Annotated in this window: 14 protein-coding genes; 9 read left to right on the forward strand and 5 right to left on the reverse strand. The window is 45.8% G+C overall.

Annotation, left to right across the window (positions count from 1 at the left end; all coding sequences use genetic code 11):
* Positions 1–204 precede the first annotated feature (204 nt).
* From VM802_RS17535 to VM802_RS17545, 3 genes are all read right to left on the reverse strand, one after another.
* On the reverse strand, positions 205–2,640 hold the full coding sequence (locus VM802_RS17535; protein WP_325532855.1) for an ABC transporter permease: 2,436 nt from the start codon (positions 2,638–2,640) through the stop codon (positions 205–207).
* Between the two features lie 145 nt (positions 2,641–2,785).
* Positions 2,786–3,790 (reverse strand): SMP-30/gluconolactonase/LRE family protein, encoded by a 1,005-nt coding sequence (locus tag VM802_RS17540; RefSeq protein ID WP_325532857.1) that lies wholly within the window; start codon positions 3,788–3,790, stop codon positions 2,786–2,788.
* A gap of 129 nt (positions 3,791–3,919) precedes the next feature.
* On the reverse strand, positions 3,920–5,047 hold the full coding sequence (locus tag VM802_RS17545) for a hypothetical protein (RefSeq protein WP_325532859.1): 1,128 nt from the start codon (positions 5,045–5,047) through the stop codon (positions 3,920–3,922).
* A gap of 240 nt (positions 5,048–5,287) precedes the next feature.
* Between VM802_RS17545 and VM802_RS17550 the strand changes: the two genes are divergently transcribed.
* From VM802_RS17550 to VM802_RS17565, 4 genes are all read left to right on the forward strand, one after another.
* Entirely contained in the window at positions 5,288–5,893 is a 606-nt protein-coding gene (locus tag VM802_RS17550; RefSeq protein WP_325532861.1) for an RNA polymerase sigma factor, read from the forward strand.
* A 93-nt stretch (positions 5,894–5,986) separates the two neighbouring features.
* Positions 5,987–7,000, forward strand: a complete 1,014-nt coding sequence (locus VM802_RS17555; RefSeq protein WP_325532863.1) for a FecR domain-containing protein — start codon at positions 5,987–5,989, stop codon at positions 6,998–7,000.
* Positions 7,001–7,024: 24 nt separating this feature from the next.
* Complete coding sequence (locus VM802_RS17560; RefSeq protein ID WP_325532864.1) at positions 7,025–10,015, forward strand: TonB-dependent receptor; 2,991 nt, start codon at positions 7,025–7,027, stop codon at positions 10,013–10,015.
* Between the two features lie 63 nt (positions 10,016–10,078).
* Positions 10,079–11,368 (forward strand): MFS transporter, encoded by a 1,290-nt coding sequence (locus tag VM802_RS17565; RefSeq protein WP_325532866.1) that lies wholly within the window; start codon positions 10,079–10,081, stop codon positions 11,366–11,368.
* 65 nt (positions 11,369–11,433) lie between these two features.
* On the opposite strand, the gene VM802_RS17570 is transcribed toward VM802_RS17565, so the two are convergent.
* Together VM802_RS17570 and VM802_RS17575 are read right to left on the reverse strand one after the other, a co-directional pair.
* The gene (locus VM802_RS17570) at positions 11,434–11,601 is read right to left on the reverse strand and encodes a class I lanthipeptide (protein WP_325532868.1); all 168 of its coding nucleotides are present in this window, start codon (positions 11,599–11,601) and stop codon (positions 11,434–11,436) included.
* Between the two features lie 70 nt (positions 11,602–11,671).
* Positions 11,672–12,958, reverse strand: coding sequence for an EndoS/ChiA family endoglycosidase (locus VM802_RS17575; RefSeq protein WP_325532870.1), 1,287 nt, complete (start codon positions 12,956–12,958; stop codon positions 11,672–11,674).
* 400 nt (positions 12,959–13,358) lie between these two features.
* On the opposite strand from VM802_RS17575, the gene VM802_RS17580 reads away from it, so the two are divergent.
* From VM802_RS17580 to VM802_RS17600, 5 genes are all read left to right on the forward strand, one after another.
* Positions 13,359–14,954: a putative phage tail protein gene (locus VM802_RS17580; protein WP_325532872.1), complete on the forward strand. Its 1,596-nt coding sequence runs from the start codon at positions 13,359–13,361 to the stop codon at positions 14,952–14,954.
* Positions 14,955–15,234: 280 nt separating this feature from the next.
* A complete protein-coding gene (locus tag VM802_RS17585; RefSeq protein ID WP_325532874.1) occupies positions 15,235–16,299 on the forward strand; it encodes a hypothetical protein in 1,065 nt (354 codons plus the stop codon).
* Between the two features lie 49 nt (positions 16,300–16,348).
* Positions 16,349–18,562 carry a molybdopterin oxidoreductase family protein gene (locus VM802_RS17590; protein WP_325532876.1) on the forward strand — a complete coding sequence of 738 codons (2,214 nt, stop codon included), beginning with the start codon at positions 16,349–16,351 and terminating at the stop codon, positions 18,560–18,562.
* A gap of 11 nt (positions 18,563–18,573) precedes the next feature.
* The gene (locus tag VM802_RS17595; protein ID WP_325532878.1) at positions 18,574–19,143 is read left to right on the forward strand and encodes a 4Fe-4S dicluster domain-containing protein; all 570 of its coding nucleotides are present in this window, start codon (positions 18,574–18,576) and stop codon (positions 19,141–19,143) included.
* A 10-nt stretch (positions 19,144–19,153) separates the two neighbouring features.
* A partial coding sequence (locus tag VM802_RS17600; RefSeq protein ID WP_325532880.1) for a QcrA and Rieske domain-containing protein occupies positions 19,154–19,560 on the forward strand: 407 nt, incomplete at its 3' end.

Genomic DNA, 19,560 nt, shown 5'->3' on the forward strand with positions numbered 1-19,560 from the left:
GTTCTTCTAAATTACAGTTAGTATACACGTGGGACAGGGCAACACATGCAAGTAGTCGGGGGAGGAAACACCTGGTACTATCGGGAAAAAATAAATATTTCTGGAAGGAACACTGCGTTTATTATACAGTAGGATTTGGTATAAAAGAAGAGAGCTGTTTATCTGTAATACAGATAAACAGCTCCCGGAAACTGTTATAAAAGCCTATTCAGTTCTCATACTCCTGGCAGGATTGGTCAATGCAGCTTTTATCACTTTATAACCAATACTCGTCCAGGCTATTATTACAGACAACAACACCGTCAGCCCAAACACTTCCCACCCTATACTGATATGATAATGATATTCACGAAGCCAGTGCTGCATGAAATAATATCCTACAGGAGCCGACACAAGGAAGGCAACACCAATAAGTATTGTAAACTCCTTTGAAAACAGATATAAAATATGCTGAACAGACGCACCCAATACTTTACGAATACCCACTTCCTTTGTCTTTTGCATCACCATAAAGGAAATCAATCCATACATACCAAGGCAGGAAATGAAAACAGCCAGTATCGCAAATATCTTTATCAGTCTGGATGTAATCACCTCTCCTTTGTAAAACGCCGCTATAGTATCATCAAAAAACACCGGGTCAAACAGCGCAGCAGGCAGTACTTCATTATATACCGACCGAAGACCAGCCACTGTCTCCCTTAATTTATATGGGTCTACTTTTATGGCTATTGTGCTATATGTCCGCTTATCCGGAAGTAGGTACATAGGGCTCATGCCTGATTTCAGGGAAGTAGTGTTAAAATCCTTTACCACACCCACTATAGTGATCGCAGGTTCCTGAATGTTCCCAAGCCTTATCTTCCTCCCTATAATATCTCCCGGCTGCTTAAAGCCCAGCTTCCTGGTCGTACATTCATTTACAGCGATCTCATTGATGGCTGTATCAATATTTACAGGGTAATGGCCAGCTGCCAGCTTTATATGAAATGTTTTAAGGAAATCTTCATCAGCGCAGCGGCGGATAATTTCAAAGTCTTCAGGTTGCGGATGATTCTCGAATGTAAAATAACCGGACGTTACTGAAATGGAAGAAGGCGCCTCACTGCAAAGACTCGCCGATATTACACCTGGCACCTGCTGCATCCTGTTCTTAATATAATCATTACGCGACACAGGATCTTTATTATATGGCAGATCAAGCAGCACTACGGCATCTTTATCAAATCCCATGGGGCGGCTATGGATGTACCTGACCTGCTGCGTTACTACTATCGTTGCTATTATCAGCAACTGCGCTATCATAAACTGCAACACAATAAGGCTTCTCCTGAGTGATAACCCGCCTGCTGTTTTTTCATTCAATCTCTTTTTGAGCGCCATCACAGGCTTAAAACCAGATAGCACCACAGCTGGATAAACACCGGCGAGAAACGTCATGGTCATTCCCAATCCCAGTGTAAATACCGGTAAAACAGGAGTCAGGAATACACCGGCATTAACAGGCTTTTCCAGCAGTTGTTGCAGCCATGGCAACGCGGCTGCGGCCAATACATATCCCAGCATCAGCGCCACAGCAACCAATAGCGCTGTTTCCATCATGAATCGAATAAATAACTGCAGTCTGCTGCCTCCCAGCACTTTTATGACACCTACTTCCTTTGCCCGGGTCAACGACTGGGCCGTAGATAAATTAATGAAGTTGATACATGCCACCAGCAGCATAAATATACCGATCAAAGCGATAGACCATAATTCCTTAAACGTCCAGCCATGATCACCGTACCGGTAAAACCTGTCATCAAAATGCATCTCTCTCAATGGCTGAAAGTAGCTGGAGTCGCGGGTATCCGACATAGCCGCCAGCGGCGTGTAGTGCCTTGCCACAAAGCCGGGAAGCAACGCATTCATAGAAGAAATATGCTGCCCTTCCTTCACCGTAAAAAAACATTGAGAAGCAGAGTTAAAACTGTCCCAGCTCATAGGATTGGTGAAATCACGCGGCCACCATGCTTTCAGCGTAGCAAATGATAACACCACTTTCAAAGGAATATCTGTATTGTCAGGCAGGTCTTCCAGTACACCTGTAATACGGTAAGCAAGCCGCTGATCACCTTGCAGGATCGTTTTCCCAACAGCATCTTCCCATCTGCCAAACCAGCTTGCGGCAGTAGCCCTTGTGACAACAGCCGTATATGGTTCTTTTAGTGCTGTTTCAGGATCACCGGCAATCCAGCGGAAATCAAAAATATGAAACAGTGCAGGCTCTGTATAGAATGCCTCTTTTACCTTATACCTGGCCTCTGCACCGCCATCACCCCGGATAGTAAACTGTTGCTGCCCAAACCGGTATACAGCCGATACGTGCTCTGCTTGCGGAAATTCATTTTTGAGTGCGTCGGCCAAAGGCTTAGGCGCACAGCCATCGTAGTCTACGCTGCCATCTCTGAAGGTCTCCGTAGAAACCACACGATAAATACGGTCACGCTTTGAATGGAAAGCATCAATACTCAGCTCGTTGCGTATAAATACAAACACCAGCAGACTCACAGCAACTCCCACAGAAAGCCCTGCTATATTCAGTACGGTAAATATTTTCTTTGTCCGGAAACCTCGGATAAATGCGCTGAAATTCATCATGATGGCGATCATTATTTAATACCAAAGGCGCAACAAAAACCAAGTCAAAGATTTATTCCATTACTAATAAGCATGTTTAAAAATTACTTATTTTAATCATCTGTCCACTACTGAACAATGATTGTACTTTTTGGAACATGACAGGTTATTTTATCTGGCTGTAATAAGCCAGCCTGTTCGCAAAGGCGCTGCCTACCCAGAGGCCATCCGGTAGCATAATGGCGCCTGAAACTACATTGAAGTTTTCATCACCCGCATCCAGCAGCGTACGATATTTAAGCGTTGCAGGGTTGACTTCAATCACAGCAAAGCCCGCAGGACAACCAGCTCCCTTGCCTATACATGTGAACAGTTCTTCAGGAGTAGCACGCTGCCCGGCGAGCAGCAAGGTTCCTTTTGAAGTCCAACGCAGGTTATCAGGGAGAAAGGACAGTGTGACAAACGATTCTTTTCCGGAGCCGTCCAGCGGAAAACGCCACAGACGCTTATTGGCCCATTCCGTAACAAACAGGTAACGGCCATCAGGAGATATCTCTAATCCATTGGGATAAGACAACATTTTCTCCTCCGCAGGCGCCCACCCTCTATCACGACTCCATTTCAATACCTGTCCTGTTGGTTCTCCTTTGTATGCCTTCTCCACAAATTTATCAGTAGGATCATACATTTTTGAAATAAACACACTTCCATCCGGGCGCACAGCGACAGCGTTAGCGGCTGTATTGGCAGGAGAAGCAATACTTTCAGTCCATACAGCCTGGATGCTTTCTTTACCGGCAGTAATATCAAATACCTCAACAGACTCTTTCCCACCGTGATTAATAACATACAGCTTATACTTTCCGTTGCCTGTTTTTTGAAGATTAATACCATGTGGTGTAAACTTCTCCGACACGCCCTTATCTCCCGCAGTGATAATTGTCGCAGGAGTTTTCTGTTTGTCTGTAATATCCACTGCCAGCACCTTGCCGAGTTTTTCTTTTGTAGCAATGCAACTCACAATTATCCAGTTAGTACCAGGAAGGCTGATCAGATCCTCCGGAGGTGTTACACAGGTGATATATTCAGGGGTAGGCTGTTTTTGTGTAGTCTGTCCGGAAGCGCTATAACCGAGAAACGCAGCGGAAAGAAAGATGAATAGTTTCTTCATTTGGATAATTTTTGAAGGGAATTTACGATCCCGGAAATTAAGAAATCTTTCCGGGTTGTACTCCTTGAAACCGGTAAATAAAAAGGCTTCCAGCAAATACTGAAAGCCCTTTCTCTTATTTTAAAAATATTACTTCCTGTTCTCTTCCAACTGTTTTTTCATCGCAGCATTCTCCTGTTCAAGCTGTGTCATGCGCTGCTGAACATTTTCCAGCTTCTTATCCTGTGATATAAGATACAAGGTCAGCTCTTCTACTTTCTGCAAAAGCCTTTTGTTCATATCGCCGAGGTCAAGACCATTCTCCTTTACTTCTTTATCAGAAGGAATATCCGGAAGATGTTTATGTGCTGTTATATAATCTTCCACTGATTGCAGCGTAGGCAGTTTATATTCCGGATGGAAAACATAATCAGCCCAGGCTACCTGCTCTACTTTGATCTTTCTGGCGCCGATGGTGCCTTCAACAGCCAGTTTATACCCGTTGGAACGCGCTGTACCAATACAAACATTACCACCACCAGTGGCCATAATGACGTTTCCGGCGGATGAGGTGTTCATGTAAATGTTCTTATCTGATCCTTTGGAGTTTGTTTCCAGCGCAAGATAGCCTTCATTGCTGCCTCTTATTTTTCCACCTGTGGATGCACCAAAATAAGTCCAGTCCAGATAAGTATTGCCTAATATCGCTGCTGCACGTTCTCCATTTTCCAAAATGGCGACTTTAGCAACATGAAGCCCGGCAGCAGGAGAAGTCAGTCCTATACCAACATTCCCATCGGCTCTGACATACAACAGGCTCCGGATTCCTTTGGCAGAAGCTGGCTGTCCATCTGAGTTCTGATGTGAAGACACAGAAAATGCATAACGCGATGGCAGCGTATCTGCAACAGACATGGCCACTCCCCAATACTGTCCCCATATAAATGCAGAAGTATTGTTTGTATTGTTGAATGCCGTGGTATGCAACAGGGTCAGGGGATTGGAATTACCAATACCCACATTCCCCAATGAGGAAATTGTCAAGAGGTCCTTCCAGTCTGCTGAATTATGCCGGCCTGCAATACGGAGATCCGTTCTGCTACCGGGATCAATAGAATAGATCTTATGACCAAAACCGCTGCCCCAGGTGGAGGTGTTAAAAAGAATTTTTCTGTCAGAACCATTACTAACCAGCGTATCAAATGGAACAATCTGGGCAGTGGCACGCATACTACAAAAGAAGGCGCAGCATAATAGGATACGGGATAAAATCTTCATTACTTTAAAATATTATCTTATTATTTAATAAAAATGACAGTACCGGGTTATGAGTAATAAGGTAAAGGTTAAACTGTTTGTGCTGTAAGATAATATGGTTCTGATAAATTCCTGTTTTATCGTTACTTTATTTTTTCTCATTTCACTAAAGAAGATCCTTTGCTTTTCAAGTAAATAATTTGTTGTACCTTTTTCAGGGTTACACTGACTATCAACAAAGCACAACGATCTGTCAACTGTATGGGTTCAGCCGTTTCTGCATACCACTTTCATGAAGATGAACAATGGCTCCGGCAAATGAAAGCCGGTGATTATACTGCATTCACAGCGTTATACAATAAGTACATCAAAGGTCTCACCCAGTATGGGCTTAAATTCACAGCGGATCAGGCAATCGTGGAAGACTGCCTCCACGACCTCTTTGTATGGTGCTGGAGCAAACGCCATGAGCTGGAAATACAACGGTCTTTCAAAGGCTACCTGATGAAGTCTCTGCGAACAGGGCTGTTGCATCGCATAGAAAAAGAACAAAGAAGGAATATCCGCCCGATAACTACCGATGAAAATTATGAGTTCAGGCTAATCCTTTCTCCCGAAGCCGTATTGATGGACAGAGAGCAGGACAGCATCCTGAGAGAACGCGTAGCGCGCCTGCTCGACCAGCTGACCGCCCGGCAACGGGAGGTCATATACCTCCGCTATTATGAAGGGCTGCCTTTTGAAGAAGTTGCCAGAAACATGAACCTCTCCGTAAAAGCCTGCTATAAACTTATGGGCAGGGCCATCGCCACCCTGCGCGAAACGCTCCCGCATAGCAGTTTGATACTGCTGCTGTGGCTCTGTTAAGCGGTTGTCAGAAAAAAAATAAAAAACTTTCCTTTTCGTGGGGTAATAAAATTCAATTTCTCCTCTCTTTTAAGAGCCCTGTAAAAAAGCATTATGGATCGTTATCATAATTACACGCTGGACGACTTTCTGCAGGATGATGCTTTCATCCAGGGAGTACTGTTGTCAGACGCAGAACAGGAACGGCAACTGAATCAATGGTTACAGCACCACCCTGAAAAGCGTATGCTGGTACAACAGGCCAGGGAGTTGATACTGCGGTTCAGGTTTGCGGAGGAAGATGTTCCACCTGATTTTGATATACGGTTAAAGCAACGTATCGACACTACCATAGCATCAGATGGGGAGTTTACATCTGTCCGGCAACTGCAGCGCCGGCCGGTATGGATTCGTGTGGCAGCCATTGCTGCCAGCCTGATAGCCGGTACTGCGCTGTTATGGAATTGGTTATCAGACACCAGAACAATTATTACCACTCCATACGGAGAAACCCGCTCAGTATGGTTACCAGACAGTACGGAAGTTATTCTCAATGCCCATTCAACGTTGCGTTACAATAAAGAATGGTCAGCAAGACATCGTGAAGTATGGATAGATGGAGAAGCCTTCCTGAAGGTTAAACCAGTCAATACTTCCGGCCAGGGCCCGGCCGGATTTATTGTCCACACCAACGGCATGGAGGTGTCAGTACTGGGAACTGAATTTAATGTCAGGAGTACTGACAACACAACTGTTATGCTGCAAAGTGGGAAAGTTCGTGTAACCGTTCCCGGGGTACATGACCCTTTTGTCTTGCAACCCAACGATTACCTTCATTATAACAAACAAACAAAAAACTGGACCCGGAAACAGGTGGACCCACAGCTGCATACCGCCTGGATGCGTCACCAGTTCATATTTGAACATCAATCGCTGGAAGAAGTTTGCATGTATTTGCAAAACTATTATGGTACGCCTTTCGTCATCCGTAACAGCAACATGAAGAAGATACAGATATCCGGTACCATAGAATTACAGGAGGAGGAAGATGTCATGAGCACTTTGTCGGGTATTTTAAGTACAGATGTAAAGAAAGAAAACAACCAAATCATCATCCAGAAAAAGTAAAGTCCCTTTAACAAAAATTCCGTTATGAAATTTCCATTGCCTTTATCCAGGCAAATGGCGGCTGTATGCCTGCTCGTTTGCACATACCACACCACTGTACATGCCTACAGTTACACTCGCCCGACCAGCAACAACGCCGCGGAAGAAGCGCTGCAGCCATTTCTTACCCGTAGCCTGAAAGCATGGCTTTCGGAACTGGAGAAACAATACCAGGTCAGTTTCGTATACATGGACAAATTGATCCACAACAGGGAAACCGGTAATTTCGCCTTCACCATGCACGGCAACCTGGACGAAGATCTTGGTAATCTGCTGGCCCCCTTTCATCTTACCTACAAAAAAATATCCGCAAAACAGATCACAATTGTTTCAGCCACAGCAGCGGTACCTGTACCAATAAAGGTGGAGAAACCCGCGCCACTGGCCGTTGCAGAAGTAACCGTGAAGCCCATCCATGGGAAAGTATTATCTGCCACTGATAAGACGCCACTGCCCGGGGCACGGATCTCTATCAAAGGAAAAAACAAAGGAAGCATTACGGACAATAATGGCGCCTTTCAGCTGGATGTCTCCCCAGGCGATGTCTTGCTGATTCACTATGTAGGCTATGAGCCACAGGAAATAACGATAGGCCATCAATCCGATCTGGAAATACTACTGAGCACTACGGCCCAGAAAATGGGCGAAGTAGTGGTAGTGGGGTCAAGATCAAATATTGCACGCACCAATGTGGAAAAGCCGGTACCAATCGATGTTATATCAAGCAAGGAAATGCAGAAGACCGGGCAGACGGAACTGGCGCAGATGATCCACTTCTCAGCGCCCTCCTTTAACTCCACCAAACATGGCATCAGTAATGTTACTTCGTATGTAGACCCCGCCACATTGCGCGGGCTTGGACCAGACCAGACACTCGTGCTGATCAACGGCAAGCGCAGACACCAGTCTGCTGCACTGAATGTCAATAACGTTGTAGGCAGAGGCACCGTCGGCACCGATCTCAATGCCATACCAACAGCTGCCATCGAAAGAGTGGAAATACTCCGTGATGGCGCTGCGGCTCAATATGGTTCAGATGCTATTGCCGGTATTGTCAATATACAATTGAAACGCAACTCATCGGGAGGTAGCGTCAGCGGGCATTACGGACAAACCAAAGAAGGTGACGGGCAAACCTATGAACAGTCATTAAACTTCGGGCTGCCATTGGGTAAGAAAGGTGGATTTATCAATACTACTTTCCAGTTTCATCACAACGAACCAACAGACCGCTCCGGCAACTACACAGGACGGGTATATGTCAATAACCAAAGGCAGGACGATTCCATCGTTGCCGCCAGAAACTTCAACCGGGATGTCGCTAAATACGGTATCTCCAAAAATACCATGGGTGTCGGTTTCTATAACCTTGAAGTTCCGTTGCAAAACAACTGGGCCTTTTACTCATTCGGTGGATATTCCTACAAAGACATGACCGCTTACGGCTTCCTTCGGCCACCCAGTAATGCCAAACGCACCGTACTTAATACCTATCCCAATGGGTACTCACCCGTGTTTCCCGGTATCCTGCAGGACGCAGCAGCAACGGCAGGTATCAAGCGAACCTCCGCCAACGGCTGGAACATGGACTTCAGCACAACCTATGGGCAGAATAAAATTGATATGTATGTCAATACTACTGTGAATCCATCTTACGGAGATGCTTCTCCCACCAGCTTTTACACCGGCCAGCTTAAATTTGGTCAGAGTACCAGCAATATAAATTTCTCACGCAACTTTACGCATACAGGCAGTCTGAAATCCCTTGGTCTCGCGCTGGGATCTGAATTCCGCCTGGAAAACTACCGCATGCGCGCAGGCGATGACGCTTCCTGGAAAAAAGGTGCATGGCAGAACATGGATATAGGCGCGAGCGGGAGAGAAGGGATAGGCACCCAGAATGCGGTGGTCCGTAACCGTAACAACATAGGCGTATACGTCGATGCAGAAAGTGATATTACCAGCAAACTGCTGTTGGGCGCTGCTCTTCGTTTTGAGAACTACAGTGATTTCGGAGCAAACGTTTCCGGTAAATTTTCCGCACGTTATAAACTTTCCGAAGCCTTTGCCATCCGCGGTTCTGTCAACAGGAGCTTCCGTGCGCCTTCTATGCATCAGCTGTATTACAGCAGCAATGCAGACGCGCAATGGCTTACGATCAACGGCGTATTTGATGCCTATCCCGTCGCACATCTGCGCAATGACAATCCCTATGTACAGGCACTGGGTGTGGGTAAGCTGAAAGCCGAAACTTCCATGGACTACAATGCCGGCTTCACTTTACAGCTGGGCCACAAGTTCCTGCTGACAGCAGATGCATACCAGATTGACATTAAAGACCGGGTCGTGATCTCTGCACAGTTGGATGCTTCCAGCGAACCGCTTACTGCTGTATTTGCAGGATCAGGATATGCACAGGTACAGTTCTTCTCTAATGCCATTGATACCCGCACCAAAGGGCTGGACGTAGTAGCCACCTGGCGCGAGAAGTTCAACCCCAAAAGTGAACTGACGTTGAATGCAGCTATAATGCTGAACGAAACAAAGGTGCAGGGCAATATCCGCACACCAGGTAAATTACAGTCGCTGGGCAGTGGTATCCTGGATCGTATTATGATCGGGTTGATAGAAGTAGCGCAGCCCAGGGATAAAGTGATCGCTTCTGCCACATACCGTCTTGGTAAGGTAGAGGCGCTGTTAAGAGCCACCCGTTTCGGGGAGGTAACTGCAAGACAAAGCGATCCTAAACAGGACCAGACTTTCTCCGCAAAAATCATCACGGATGCCTCTTTAACCTACAATATCAACAGTCGCATCTCCTGGAGCGTGGGCGCCAACAACATTGCCAATGTGTATCCGGATCAGATCGCGCTTCCCTCACTGACATCAAGCGGCCAAACGCCCTACACACGTTTCACATCACAGTTCGGATTTATGGGAGCCTACTACTACACATCATTCAACATAAAATTCTGATGAAATATCAGGCAGATACAAGGAGATAATAACAGGAAATGTCTAAAATAAAATGTGCGTAATATGAAAAAGCGTTATCTGGTGTTGAGTGTATTATGTCTGTTGGCAGTTATCACATATCTCGACAGAACGGCGTTGTCTGTAGCAGAGCATGGCATTACCAGTGATCTCAATATTACCGAAAAGGAATTCGGTTGGTTGCTGGCGGCGTTCTCCATTGCATATGGCATCTTCCAGATTCCCACAGGCATGCTGGGCGATAAATTCGGTGTGAAGCCAATACTGCTGCAGGTAGTACTGTGGTGGTCCTTATTCACGGTATTCACAGGAATGGCCACCAGCTTTGTAGCCTTGCTGCTGATCCGCTTTCTGTTTGCAAGTGGCGAGGCGGGCGCATTTCCTAATATTTCTATTGCTATTTCCAAATGGTTTCCCACCGCAGAACGCGGACGGGCACAGTCTTTCATCTGGATGTTCACCCGGCTGGGCGGAGCGTTGTCTCCGTTGTTCATTATGCCTATACAGCAGCATTGGGGCTGGCGGTATGTATTTTTCATCTTCGGTGGTATAGGCCTGCTCTGGGCAGTACTATGGTGGTTCTTTTTCAGGGAAAACCCTTCGCAGATGCAGGGCATCAGCCAGCAGGAAATTGATGAGATAGAATATAACAGGAAAATAAAAAAAGCAGGACATAAGATCCCCTTTGGAAAAATACTGAAAGACGGAAATCTCTGGGCTCTGGTGATGATGTACTTCCTCTACATGTTCGGCGCTTATTTCTTCTTATCCTGGATGCCGAAGTATCTGCGGCAGGGAAGGGGATTAGATACCTCCACCGGTTGGTTTCTGTCAATGCCTTTTATCCTGGGGGCTATAGGCTGCTTGTTGGGTGGATTCTCCACTGATTTACTGGCAAGGCGTGTAGGCGTGAAGTGGGGAAGAAGGATTATTGGCCTGACCGGTCTTCTCATGGCTGGCGCCTGTATGATCATTGCAGCATTGTCGCAGAACAACACCCTGTGCGTGGTAATGCTCTCGCTGGGGCTGGCATTCAAAGATTTTACGCTGCCGGTATCATGGACTGTTGCCACGGACATCGGTGGAAAGGATGCCGGTGCCATATCCGGTGCCATGCATATGTTTGGGCAGATTGGCTCTACCATCATGTCAATAGGTTTTGGCTATCTGGTCAGTGAAACCCACAACTGGAACCTCCCTATCATTATTATAGGCTGTATTGTTATCTGTGCGGGTATGCTATGGCTTAAGATTGATGCCACAAAGCATCTGGAAGATACTGGTGAAAGTAAGGTGGTTACCGCTGAAGACCCGGGGCTTATTACGTTGAAATAATCCATCATCCATTGAAGTAAATACCGGGGCCTGCTTCTTACAGGTCCCGGTATTTCTTTTTATAATCACGCATCCACACATGGAGGCCCTATTGTAAGGGTACATTCCTTTCCTGTCACACAGGTGGTGAGGATAGTAGGTCTGCCGCCGTTAAGCGCTTCCTGGTGCGACTTGCTAAGATCGGCAACCCTTACTTTCTGAAGTAGTAGTTTTTTTGATGTTTTCTTTTTCATAACATATGGTTTAAGATGGAATTTCCGGTCTATAAAAAATACGCTTTTTTTCCGGAAACCACAATAGCTGCTATTGAATCTTCACAGAACTCACTTTATCATTCGCGCTGGGGGAAAGCGCACCAAACCAGCTATTGTTTGCAGTAAGCGTCCAGGAAGTACCAGAAAAATTATCATCCGCATACATGATAACTGTCCATCCGGAAGGGATCTTTACAGAAGAAGCCCAATCATTCACAAACCCTTTCGCTTGTAACTGAGACAACGTATAATTACCTTTTACGATGGGCTGGGATGCGGCGCCCCCGTAGTTGGAGTCCTGATAGAATACTACTCCGGTTGTTCCACCGCTGCCACCGCCAGGATTCATTATCTGGATTAACTGTTTGCTTACGATGTAGGTAGGAGCGTAGAGGTTGTCATCAGTGGAAGAAGTCAGCGGAGCATCTCTGTCTATTGCGTAACTGAATACACCACCTTTTGTACCGGAGCTTGGCTGCCAGCGGGCATAATCATACGCGCGGCCAGTTCCGTTCACCGGATAGGTAACATCATACCAAACATTGGAAGGATAACCTCTTTCTTCATAAAAAGAAAATCCAGGTACAAACTGTGTGGATTTGATGTAAGGCGCAAAGGTCTGCCAGGTTGATTCCAGGGTGCTGGCTCCGCGGCCGTACGCCTGCAGCCACACATAGTCTACCATGCTATAAACCTTCTTGAAAAGGCTGTTGCTACCACTTTGGTTTGTATCAAACGTAAGCAGCTTACCTGTGCCGGATTTAGGCCCCAGATATTTTGACAGCGCCGTATATACGCCGGCCATATCTGTGAGTGTTTGTCCGGAAGGTGTGCTTTCTATATCAATGTCATAACCATCGAATCCATATTTATTCACGACGCTGTCCATGATATATTTTGCTGTCTTTGCATATCCGGCGGAGTCATGTGTGGCGCCGGCAACAAGGTCGAGGTTTCCTGTCAGGATCACTTTGGTTCCTTTAGTATGCAGTGTATTGATCCATCCCGGTACCTGGCTGACCACCGGAGAGCTGGGTGAGAAGCAGAACAGGATCAATATATCCAGGCTGTCCGGTACCTGCGAAAAGTTGGTACCCGCCGGAGCTGCGCCATAACAGGGCCCTTCCAGCCGGTAAAACCCTGCATAGATCTGGTGAGGGCGGCTTTTGTAGGCAATAAGGCTGTCTAAACTGGCATTGGCAGCAAGTGAGCTGGCCGCCATAGTGGCCTCGCCAGACAAGGGCTGCTTTGTTTGCAAATCTTTCTTACAACTGGTAACAAACGCCAGCGCAATAAACGCTGATAATACCCTGATCAGTAAACGCTTTTGTTGCATTTTGGATGAATTTTTATGGTGATTAAATGATGACAGTTTGCCCCATTCGCGGGTTAAGACAAGATACCCCCTATTGCCTTCTCTGCGTGGAAACGATGTATTGCATTGCTCTTCTGTTGGGTCTGTAGTTAAAAGTGGCTTCAGATATTTATCATTACCGGATAATCAGGGTCAGCTTTCAGTGTGCACAACGGGAACTCTTTTTCATCGTTCATGAAATCAGATAACAAAGCTACCTGGAAAACAGGAAATGATAGTGTAAATTAGTCGACAGATTTCGTAACAGTAATATACAATAAAATAAATAGTCAATAAGATATTTTTCGTGAGGATCCATATGCGTATATATAACGCGTATTAGGGAGTGTAAATTCATTTTTTAATCCTAAATCCCCTAAAAATGATTATTGAGACAATAGCCGCCCTGAAAAAAATTTCAATACCTGACACCAGTACAATATACCATGTCTTAGGATACCATCAAAAAGGAGATGGTGGTGGTGGTATTTTCTTCTGGGATACAACAAACATTAACCCCATTGATGAAGGGACCGTAATTGGAAACGATATAATTACTACAGGTGTATGGAAAAGACTATACAACGGTCCTGTAGATGTCTTATGGTTTGGTATCCAACCAAACAGTAATGTAGATACCTATCCCTTGCTACAGCACATTTTTGAGAAGTTCAATGACGTTTATTTGGGACCAGGGAAATATCTCATTTCAAACACTTTAGTAATAAAAAAGAATTATGGTAGTGTAACAGGAAGAAATGCAACCTTATGTCCCTCCAAATCAATGACAGCCATAGAACTGCATGGCCAGGTACTCCATTTTTCAGGAATAAACATTTCATTTGAAATGGTTCGTAATGAGGATGTAGATGAGAATGCAGTTGGAATTTGGCTGCATAAATCTGGTACTTCCAACAACGACCAGGTCAACAATAGCTTTATTGGTCAGTTTGCAATACAAATGGCTCATACCGGAATAAAGTCTACACCCAATACGGGCCTCCTGTGGCAATTAAAGCTTTCACAAATATTTATTACCGTTTATCCCGGAAAATCTACCCAAAAGGCTATTGGCATTGATCTGGAGAGCGTTATCGGCTCCTCTCATTCCGGCTCATTTGATGGTGGAGGCTCTACCACTGTTACGCTGGAAAAAATATCTGTACAACAGTTTAATGATCGGCCGAAAGGGATAGGATTCCGCGGGTATCGTATCTGGAATACCGATGAAGTTGTTATCAACGATTGTTCCTTTGATTACGCCAGCATTAATGAAGATGGTCAGGTTTTAAAAACATTCGCCAGGTATGTAAAAATAGATGGATTGCATTGTGAGGATCTGATTAATACAATGGATGTAAATATAGCCGGCGAAGTTCCTATCCGGATCAATCAGATTTCCTGCGCAGAAGTAGATAAAATTGTTTTATTACGCTGCAAAGTAAATGTGAAAGGAAGCATTGGTGCGTGGGTTTCTTTTGCCAGTTCATTTGTGAAGATGGGTGCATTCATTTACGACACGGCCATTCCTACAGATGATCTGAGTACAACTAAACTAATAGACTTCTCTTTATACCGGGGTCATTTCCAATCAACCGGTAATTTGCAACCATCACATTTCTCTTATTATGAACGCAATGCTGTAAATACTTTCCTGCAAAGTGATGCCAGTTGGATTCATAAAACTGATATTACACAGAATAACGAACCTGTAACAATATTTGGGGAGCATATTCCTTTCTCTACTTACCTTATTATGGTTAGAGCCCGTTATTCCACAGATTCTGGAATTGCCTTCAGTGAAATTCTACATATAAATACAACAGCCGCCGATATTCCCAAAGTTGTAGTATTGAACACTAACAACATTTCATATCCATTCACTATTTCATATACTGTTGGTAAGGATGGGATCAACGCCGCTAAAAGCGGCGGATCGTCGTTAATCATTGAAACAAAGAGAATTTTCTTAATGTAGGTTAAAAGACAGACTAATCATACTCTGCTGGTATCTGTCGGTAACGTTACCGACAGATACCTTTAATACACGCTGCAAACACAATGCACCCACAATTCGCTATCTGCCTGTATTTCAGCGATACGCACTGCAGAAAATGATTCTTTTTCTGATAAACAAAAATATCCTAAATTTAACTTCAGTAGCATGTCCTAAAGCCAAATCTCATTATAACCACCATCGCAGGGATCCACCGTTTAACCCAATGTACATATGCGTAATCTAAAAAATGGATAGCCTTATGTATTCCACATTGAACAAAAGAGCTTTGCTGATCGCTTGTATCACAACACTATCCTGTGTGATCGTTTCATTCTACGGCTCCAGGAAACTACAGAACTTTGACCCGGCACTGATTGCTTATCTTTTAGGGATTCTCTTCGCTTTGTTTGGCGCCGTCTACCGCTACTGTGTATGGTTACAGCGCCCACCCACCTGGATGTACTTCAAACGTTCATGGCAGCTGGTTTTGAACAAACGAGTCTTTTCACACTTAATTTTTCTGACGAAGGATTCATTACAACATCTGCTATTTCAACAGTTTATTTACAAACGGGGAAGAAAAAGATGGATTGCCCACCTCTCCCTGGCAGGGGGATGTACACTGGCATTTGCTGTAACAGTGCCGCTAACGCTTGGCTGGATCAACTTTACAACAGATGAAGGTATCCTACTGGACACAACCGGAAACCTTTCCTATAACGTTCAGTTCTTCGGGTATAAAATAACATCCTTTCATCTGCATTCACTGTTCGCATTTATCATTTTTCACATCCTCACATTAAGCTCCTGGCTGGTGATAGTGGGTGCCACCATCTTTCTTATAAGACGCCTGAACCATAAAGCGCTCATTGCAACGCAAACATTTGAAGGAGACCTGTTACCGCTTATTCTGCTGATTACTATTTCATTCACAGGGTTGGGCCTTAACTTCAGCTACGCATTCATGAAAGGGATTGCGTACGACTATCTGTCCGTAACCCACGCAATATCTGTTATACTGTTTCTCGTTTGGATACCATTCGGAAAATTCTTTCATGTTATACAACGTCCGGCTCATATCGGAGCGCATCTCTACCAGAAAGAAGGCGCTAAAAAGGGCATGGCAGTATGTCCGCATACAGGGAGCGCATTCGCAACGCAACTGCATATCGAAGATCTCAAAACAGTGACGCACCAATTAGGTTTTGATTTCACGCTGGATGATGGCAGATCACACCTGGACTACAGCCCGGAAGGGAAACGGGCATTACTGGCAAAGGCACAATTGAAAGCAAGACAGGACAGCGGTTCATTCTTTGGATAACGTTATTACATGTAACCCGTACAACTACTTCATCTTAATAACAACCTTTATGGCAAAGTTACCCGTGCCATCTGAAGAGCTGATAAAAGCATTTGGCCCTCATCTTAATTTCACACCCCAGGAAGGATATCCTGGAAGAGACAATCCTGATCAGACGATAAAAACACATTGCTGTTTCTGCGGAATGCAATGCGGCATCCAGTTGCTCGTTAAAGACAACAAGGTAGTCGGCTTTGAGCCGTGGATGGAATTCCCTTTTAATGAGGGCCGCCTGTGCCCAAAAGGTGTTCAGCGCTATCTGCAGAATAACCATCCTGACCGTTTGCTTGATCCGCTTGAAAGAGCAGAAGGCGAAGGATTCCGCCCCCTCACCTGGGAGAAGGCGCTGGACCATGTTGCTTCAGAAATAAAGCGTATCCAACAACAATATAATAAAGACGCATTCGCAGTCTTATCCGGCGTTTCGCTTACAAATGAGAAAAGTTACCTGATGGGGAAATTCGCCCGTGTAGCTGTTGGAACAAGGAATCTCGATTATAACGGGCGTCTTTGTATGGTCAGCGCAGGTGCCGGAAATAAAAAAGCATTCGGCCTCGACAGGACCTCCAATACTTATACCGACCTCGAACATGCAGAAGTGATCATCGTGGCGGGCGCCAATGTCAGCGAAACATTCCCTACACTCACTTACTGGCTCTGGCGCGCCAGGGATAACGGCGCCAGGCTCATTGTAATTGACCCGAGAATGATTCCGCTGGCGCGTACTGCTGATATTCACCTGCCGGTGAAACCCGGCACCGACTCTGCCCTTTACGGCGCGATGCTGAAGTACCTGCATGATCACGATATGATAGACCATGAGTTTATAAACAACTATACCAGCGGATTTGCAGAAACCATTGAAGCCGTAAAGGACTGCTCACTGGAATGGGCGGAAGGGATTACGGGTATTGAGAAAGAGAAAATCCGGCAGGCCGCTGATTACTGGGGCAAAGCCAGAACCAGCTTCCTTCTCCATGCACGAGGCATCGAACATCATTCCAAAGGCGTCGAAAATGTAATGGCATGCATTAACCTCGTACTGGCAACCGGGCGCATAGGCCGCCCTTATTGCGGCTATGGTACAATCACCGGACAGGGTAATGGACAGGGAGGAAGAGAGCATGGCCATAAATGCGATCAGCTTCCCGGCAATCGTGACATCAGCAACCCGGAGCACAGAAGATACATCGCAGATGTATGGGGAATCCCGGAAGCGGACCTACCACAAAAAGGACTTACAGCCTATGAAATGATAGATGCTATTCATCGGGGAGAAATAAAAGGGTTGTTGTCCATCTGTTTTAATCCGCTTGTATCTCTCCCTAACAACAACTACGTAAGAGCTGCTTTTGAAAAGCTGGAGTTTTATGCCTGTATAGATTTTTTCATGAATGAGACAGCCCGTCATGCCGATATTATATTACCCGGATCATTACACGAAGAAGAGGAGGGGACCGTAACTACAGCAGAAGGCCGCGTAGTTCGTATACGCAAGGCCGTTAGCCCGCCCGGGAATGCGCACACGGACACTTCAATCATCCTGGATCTGGCGCATCGCCTCGGAGCCGGCAACAAATTTAGCTTCCGGGATGCAGAAGACATCTTCAATGAATTGCGTGTTGCCTCCAAAGGCGGCACTGCTGATTATTATGGTATCACCTACAAAAGAATAGAAGAGAATATGGGCATCTTCTGGCCATGTCCTGATGAGAGCCACCCGGGAACACCCCGTTTATGGGAAGATAAAAAATTTGCGACACCTGATGGGAAAGCACATTTCAATCCCGTTGTATACAGACCCCCCAGCGAAGAAACAGACGATGAATACCCCGTTGTGCTGACCACAGGCCGGGTAGTTTCTCAATACCTCTCCGGCACGCAGACACGCAGAATTGGTAAGCTCGTGAACCTAATACCGGAGCCGTTGCTGGAGATACATCCCGAACTCGCCGCCAGGTATAATATCCGGCAGAGAGAAATGGTGAGGGTATCTACACGTCGCGGCTATGGAGAGTTCCCAGCCAACATCGTGGAGACTATCCGGAAAGACACCGTATTCATTCCCTATCACTGGCCGGGTAAAAAATCTGCCAACCAGCTGACAATAGGAACCCTCGACCCCATATCCAAAATACCGGAGTTTAAAGTGTGCGCCTGTAAACTGGAACCCCTTGGGATTATTTCCACATCGGGAGAGCATACCGCCTTCAACAGCATATAACACCTTATCAAATGGAACCACATATTCAATATTCCAGGATGGAATTTTTTCTCGACATGCAACGCTGTATTGGTTGCAAAGCTTGTGAGATGGCCTGTGCTGAATGTGAAACCAACGGGCAGGAAACCATGATACATGTAAACTATGTAGACAGAGCCCACACTATCCAAACAACAGTACAGGTATGTATGCATTGCGAAGAGCCTGCCTGCGCCAGTGTATGTCCCGCAGACGCCATCACCCGCGACGAATCCGGCATTGTCCACAGCGCCAATACGTCCCGCTGCATCGGGTGCTCCAACTGCGTGATGGCCTGCCCTTTTGGAGTGCCTGTAAAAATGGAACACTACGACATTATGATGAAATGCACCATGTGCTACGACAGAACCAGTGTAGGAAAAAAACCGATGTGCGCAACCGTCTGTCCCAGTCAGGCACTCTACTATGGCACGCGGGAAGATCTGCAGAAAGAGCGGCCCAACAGCACTCCTGTCAGCAGATTCATTTTCGGTAACCAGGAAGTACGTACAAAAGTAAATGTTATGATGCCTAAAGGTAGTACCGTTTTAAAAGTAGATTAATACAAACAACATGAACTCGTCTCATTGGAAACGCGACTTCCCCATCAACAGTCTGGAAACGTCTTATATCACCAGGAGAGAATTTGCCCGTTTTCTTTGCCTGCTCTCCGGAGGCTTTACCGCAGGAAGTGCCTACGTGGCCCTGAGAGCCCGTTTCTTTTCATCAGAAAAAATCAGCGGGGAACATTGCATCTGCAACCTAAACAGCGTGCCGCCGGGAGGAACAAGAACATTCATGATACCAGGCAGTACGCTGCCCTACATACTTATTCACCTCGAGAATGGCCTTTGGCGTGCATATGAACAGAAGTGCACTCATCTTTCATGCGCGGTATTCTATCAACCTGGCACCGGCAGAATAGCCTGTCCTTGCCACGACGGCTACTTCGACGCGCTTACAGGCGCACCCCTTGCTGG

This window comes from Chitinophaga sp., assembly GCF_035538455.1.
Taxonomy (GTDB): Bacteria; Bacteroidota; Bacteroidia; order Chitinophagales; family Chitinophagaceae; genus Chitinophaga.

What these genes read in the sequence shown, in the direction of transcription:
- VM802_RS17535 (WP_325532855.1), bottom strand. Translation starts at nt 2,640, where the DNA reads ATGATGAATTTCAGCGCATTTATCCGAGGTTTCCGGACAAAGAAAATA.
- VM802_RS17540 (WP_325532857.1), bottom strand. Translation starts at nt 3,790, where the DNA reads ATGAAGAAACTATTCATCTTTCTTTCCGCTGCGTTTCTCGGTTATAGC.
- VM802_RS17545 (WP_325532859.1), bottom strand. Translation starts at nt 5,047, where the DNA reads ATGAAGATTTTATCCCGTATCCTATTATGCTGCGCCTTCTTTTGTAGT.
- VM802_RS17550 (WP_325532861.1), top strand. Translation starts at nt 5,288, where the DNA reads ATGGGTTCAGCCGTTTCTGCATACCACTTTCATGAAGATGAACAATGG.
- VM802_RS17555 (WP_325532863.1), top strand. Translation starts at nt 5,987, where the DNA reads ATGGATCGTTATCATAATTACACGCTGGACGACTTTCTGCAGGATGAT.
- VM802_RS17560 (WP_325532864.1), top strand. Translation starts at nt 7,025, where the DNA reads ATGAAATTTCCATTGCCTTTATCCAGGCAAATGGCGGCTGTATGCCTG.
- VM802_RS17565 (WP_325532866.1), top strand. Translation starts at nt 10,079, where the DNA reads ATGAAAAAGCGTTATCTGGTGTTGAGTGTATTATGTCTGTTGGCAGTT.
- VM802_RS17570 (WP_325532868.1), bottom strand. Translation starts at nt 11,601, where the DNA reads ATGAAAAAGAAAACATCAAAAAAACTACTACTTCAGAAAGTAAGGGTT.
- VM802_RS17575 (WP_325532870.1), bottom strand. Translation starts at nt 12,958, where the DNA reads ATGCAACAAAAGCGTTTACTGATCAGGGTATTATCAGCGTTTATTGCG.
- VM802_RS17580 (WP_325532872.1), top strand. Translation starts at nt 13,359, where the DNA reads ATGATTATTGAGACAATAGCCGCCCTGAAAAAAATTTCAATACCTGAC.
- VM802_RS17585 (WP_325532874.1), top strand. Translation starts at nt 15,235, where the DNA reads ATGTATTCCACATTGAACAAAAGAGCTTTGCTGATCGCTTGTATCACA.
- VM802_RS17590 (WP_325532876.1), top strand. Translation starts at nt 16,349, where the DNA reads ATGGCAAAGTTACCCGTGCCATCTGAAGAGCTGATAAAAGCATTTGGC.
- VM802_RS17595 (WP_325532878.1), top strand. Translation starts at nt 18,574, where the DNA reads ATGGAACCACATATTCAATATTCCAGGATGGAATTTTTTCTCGACATG.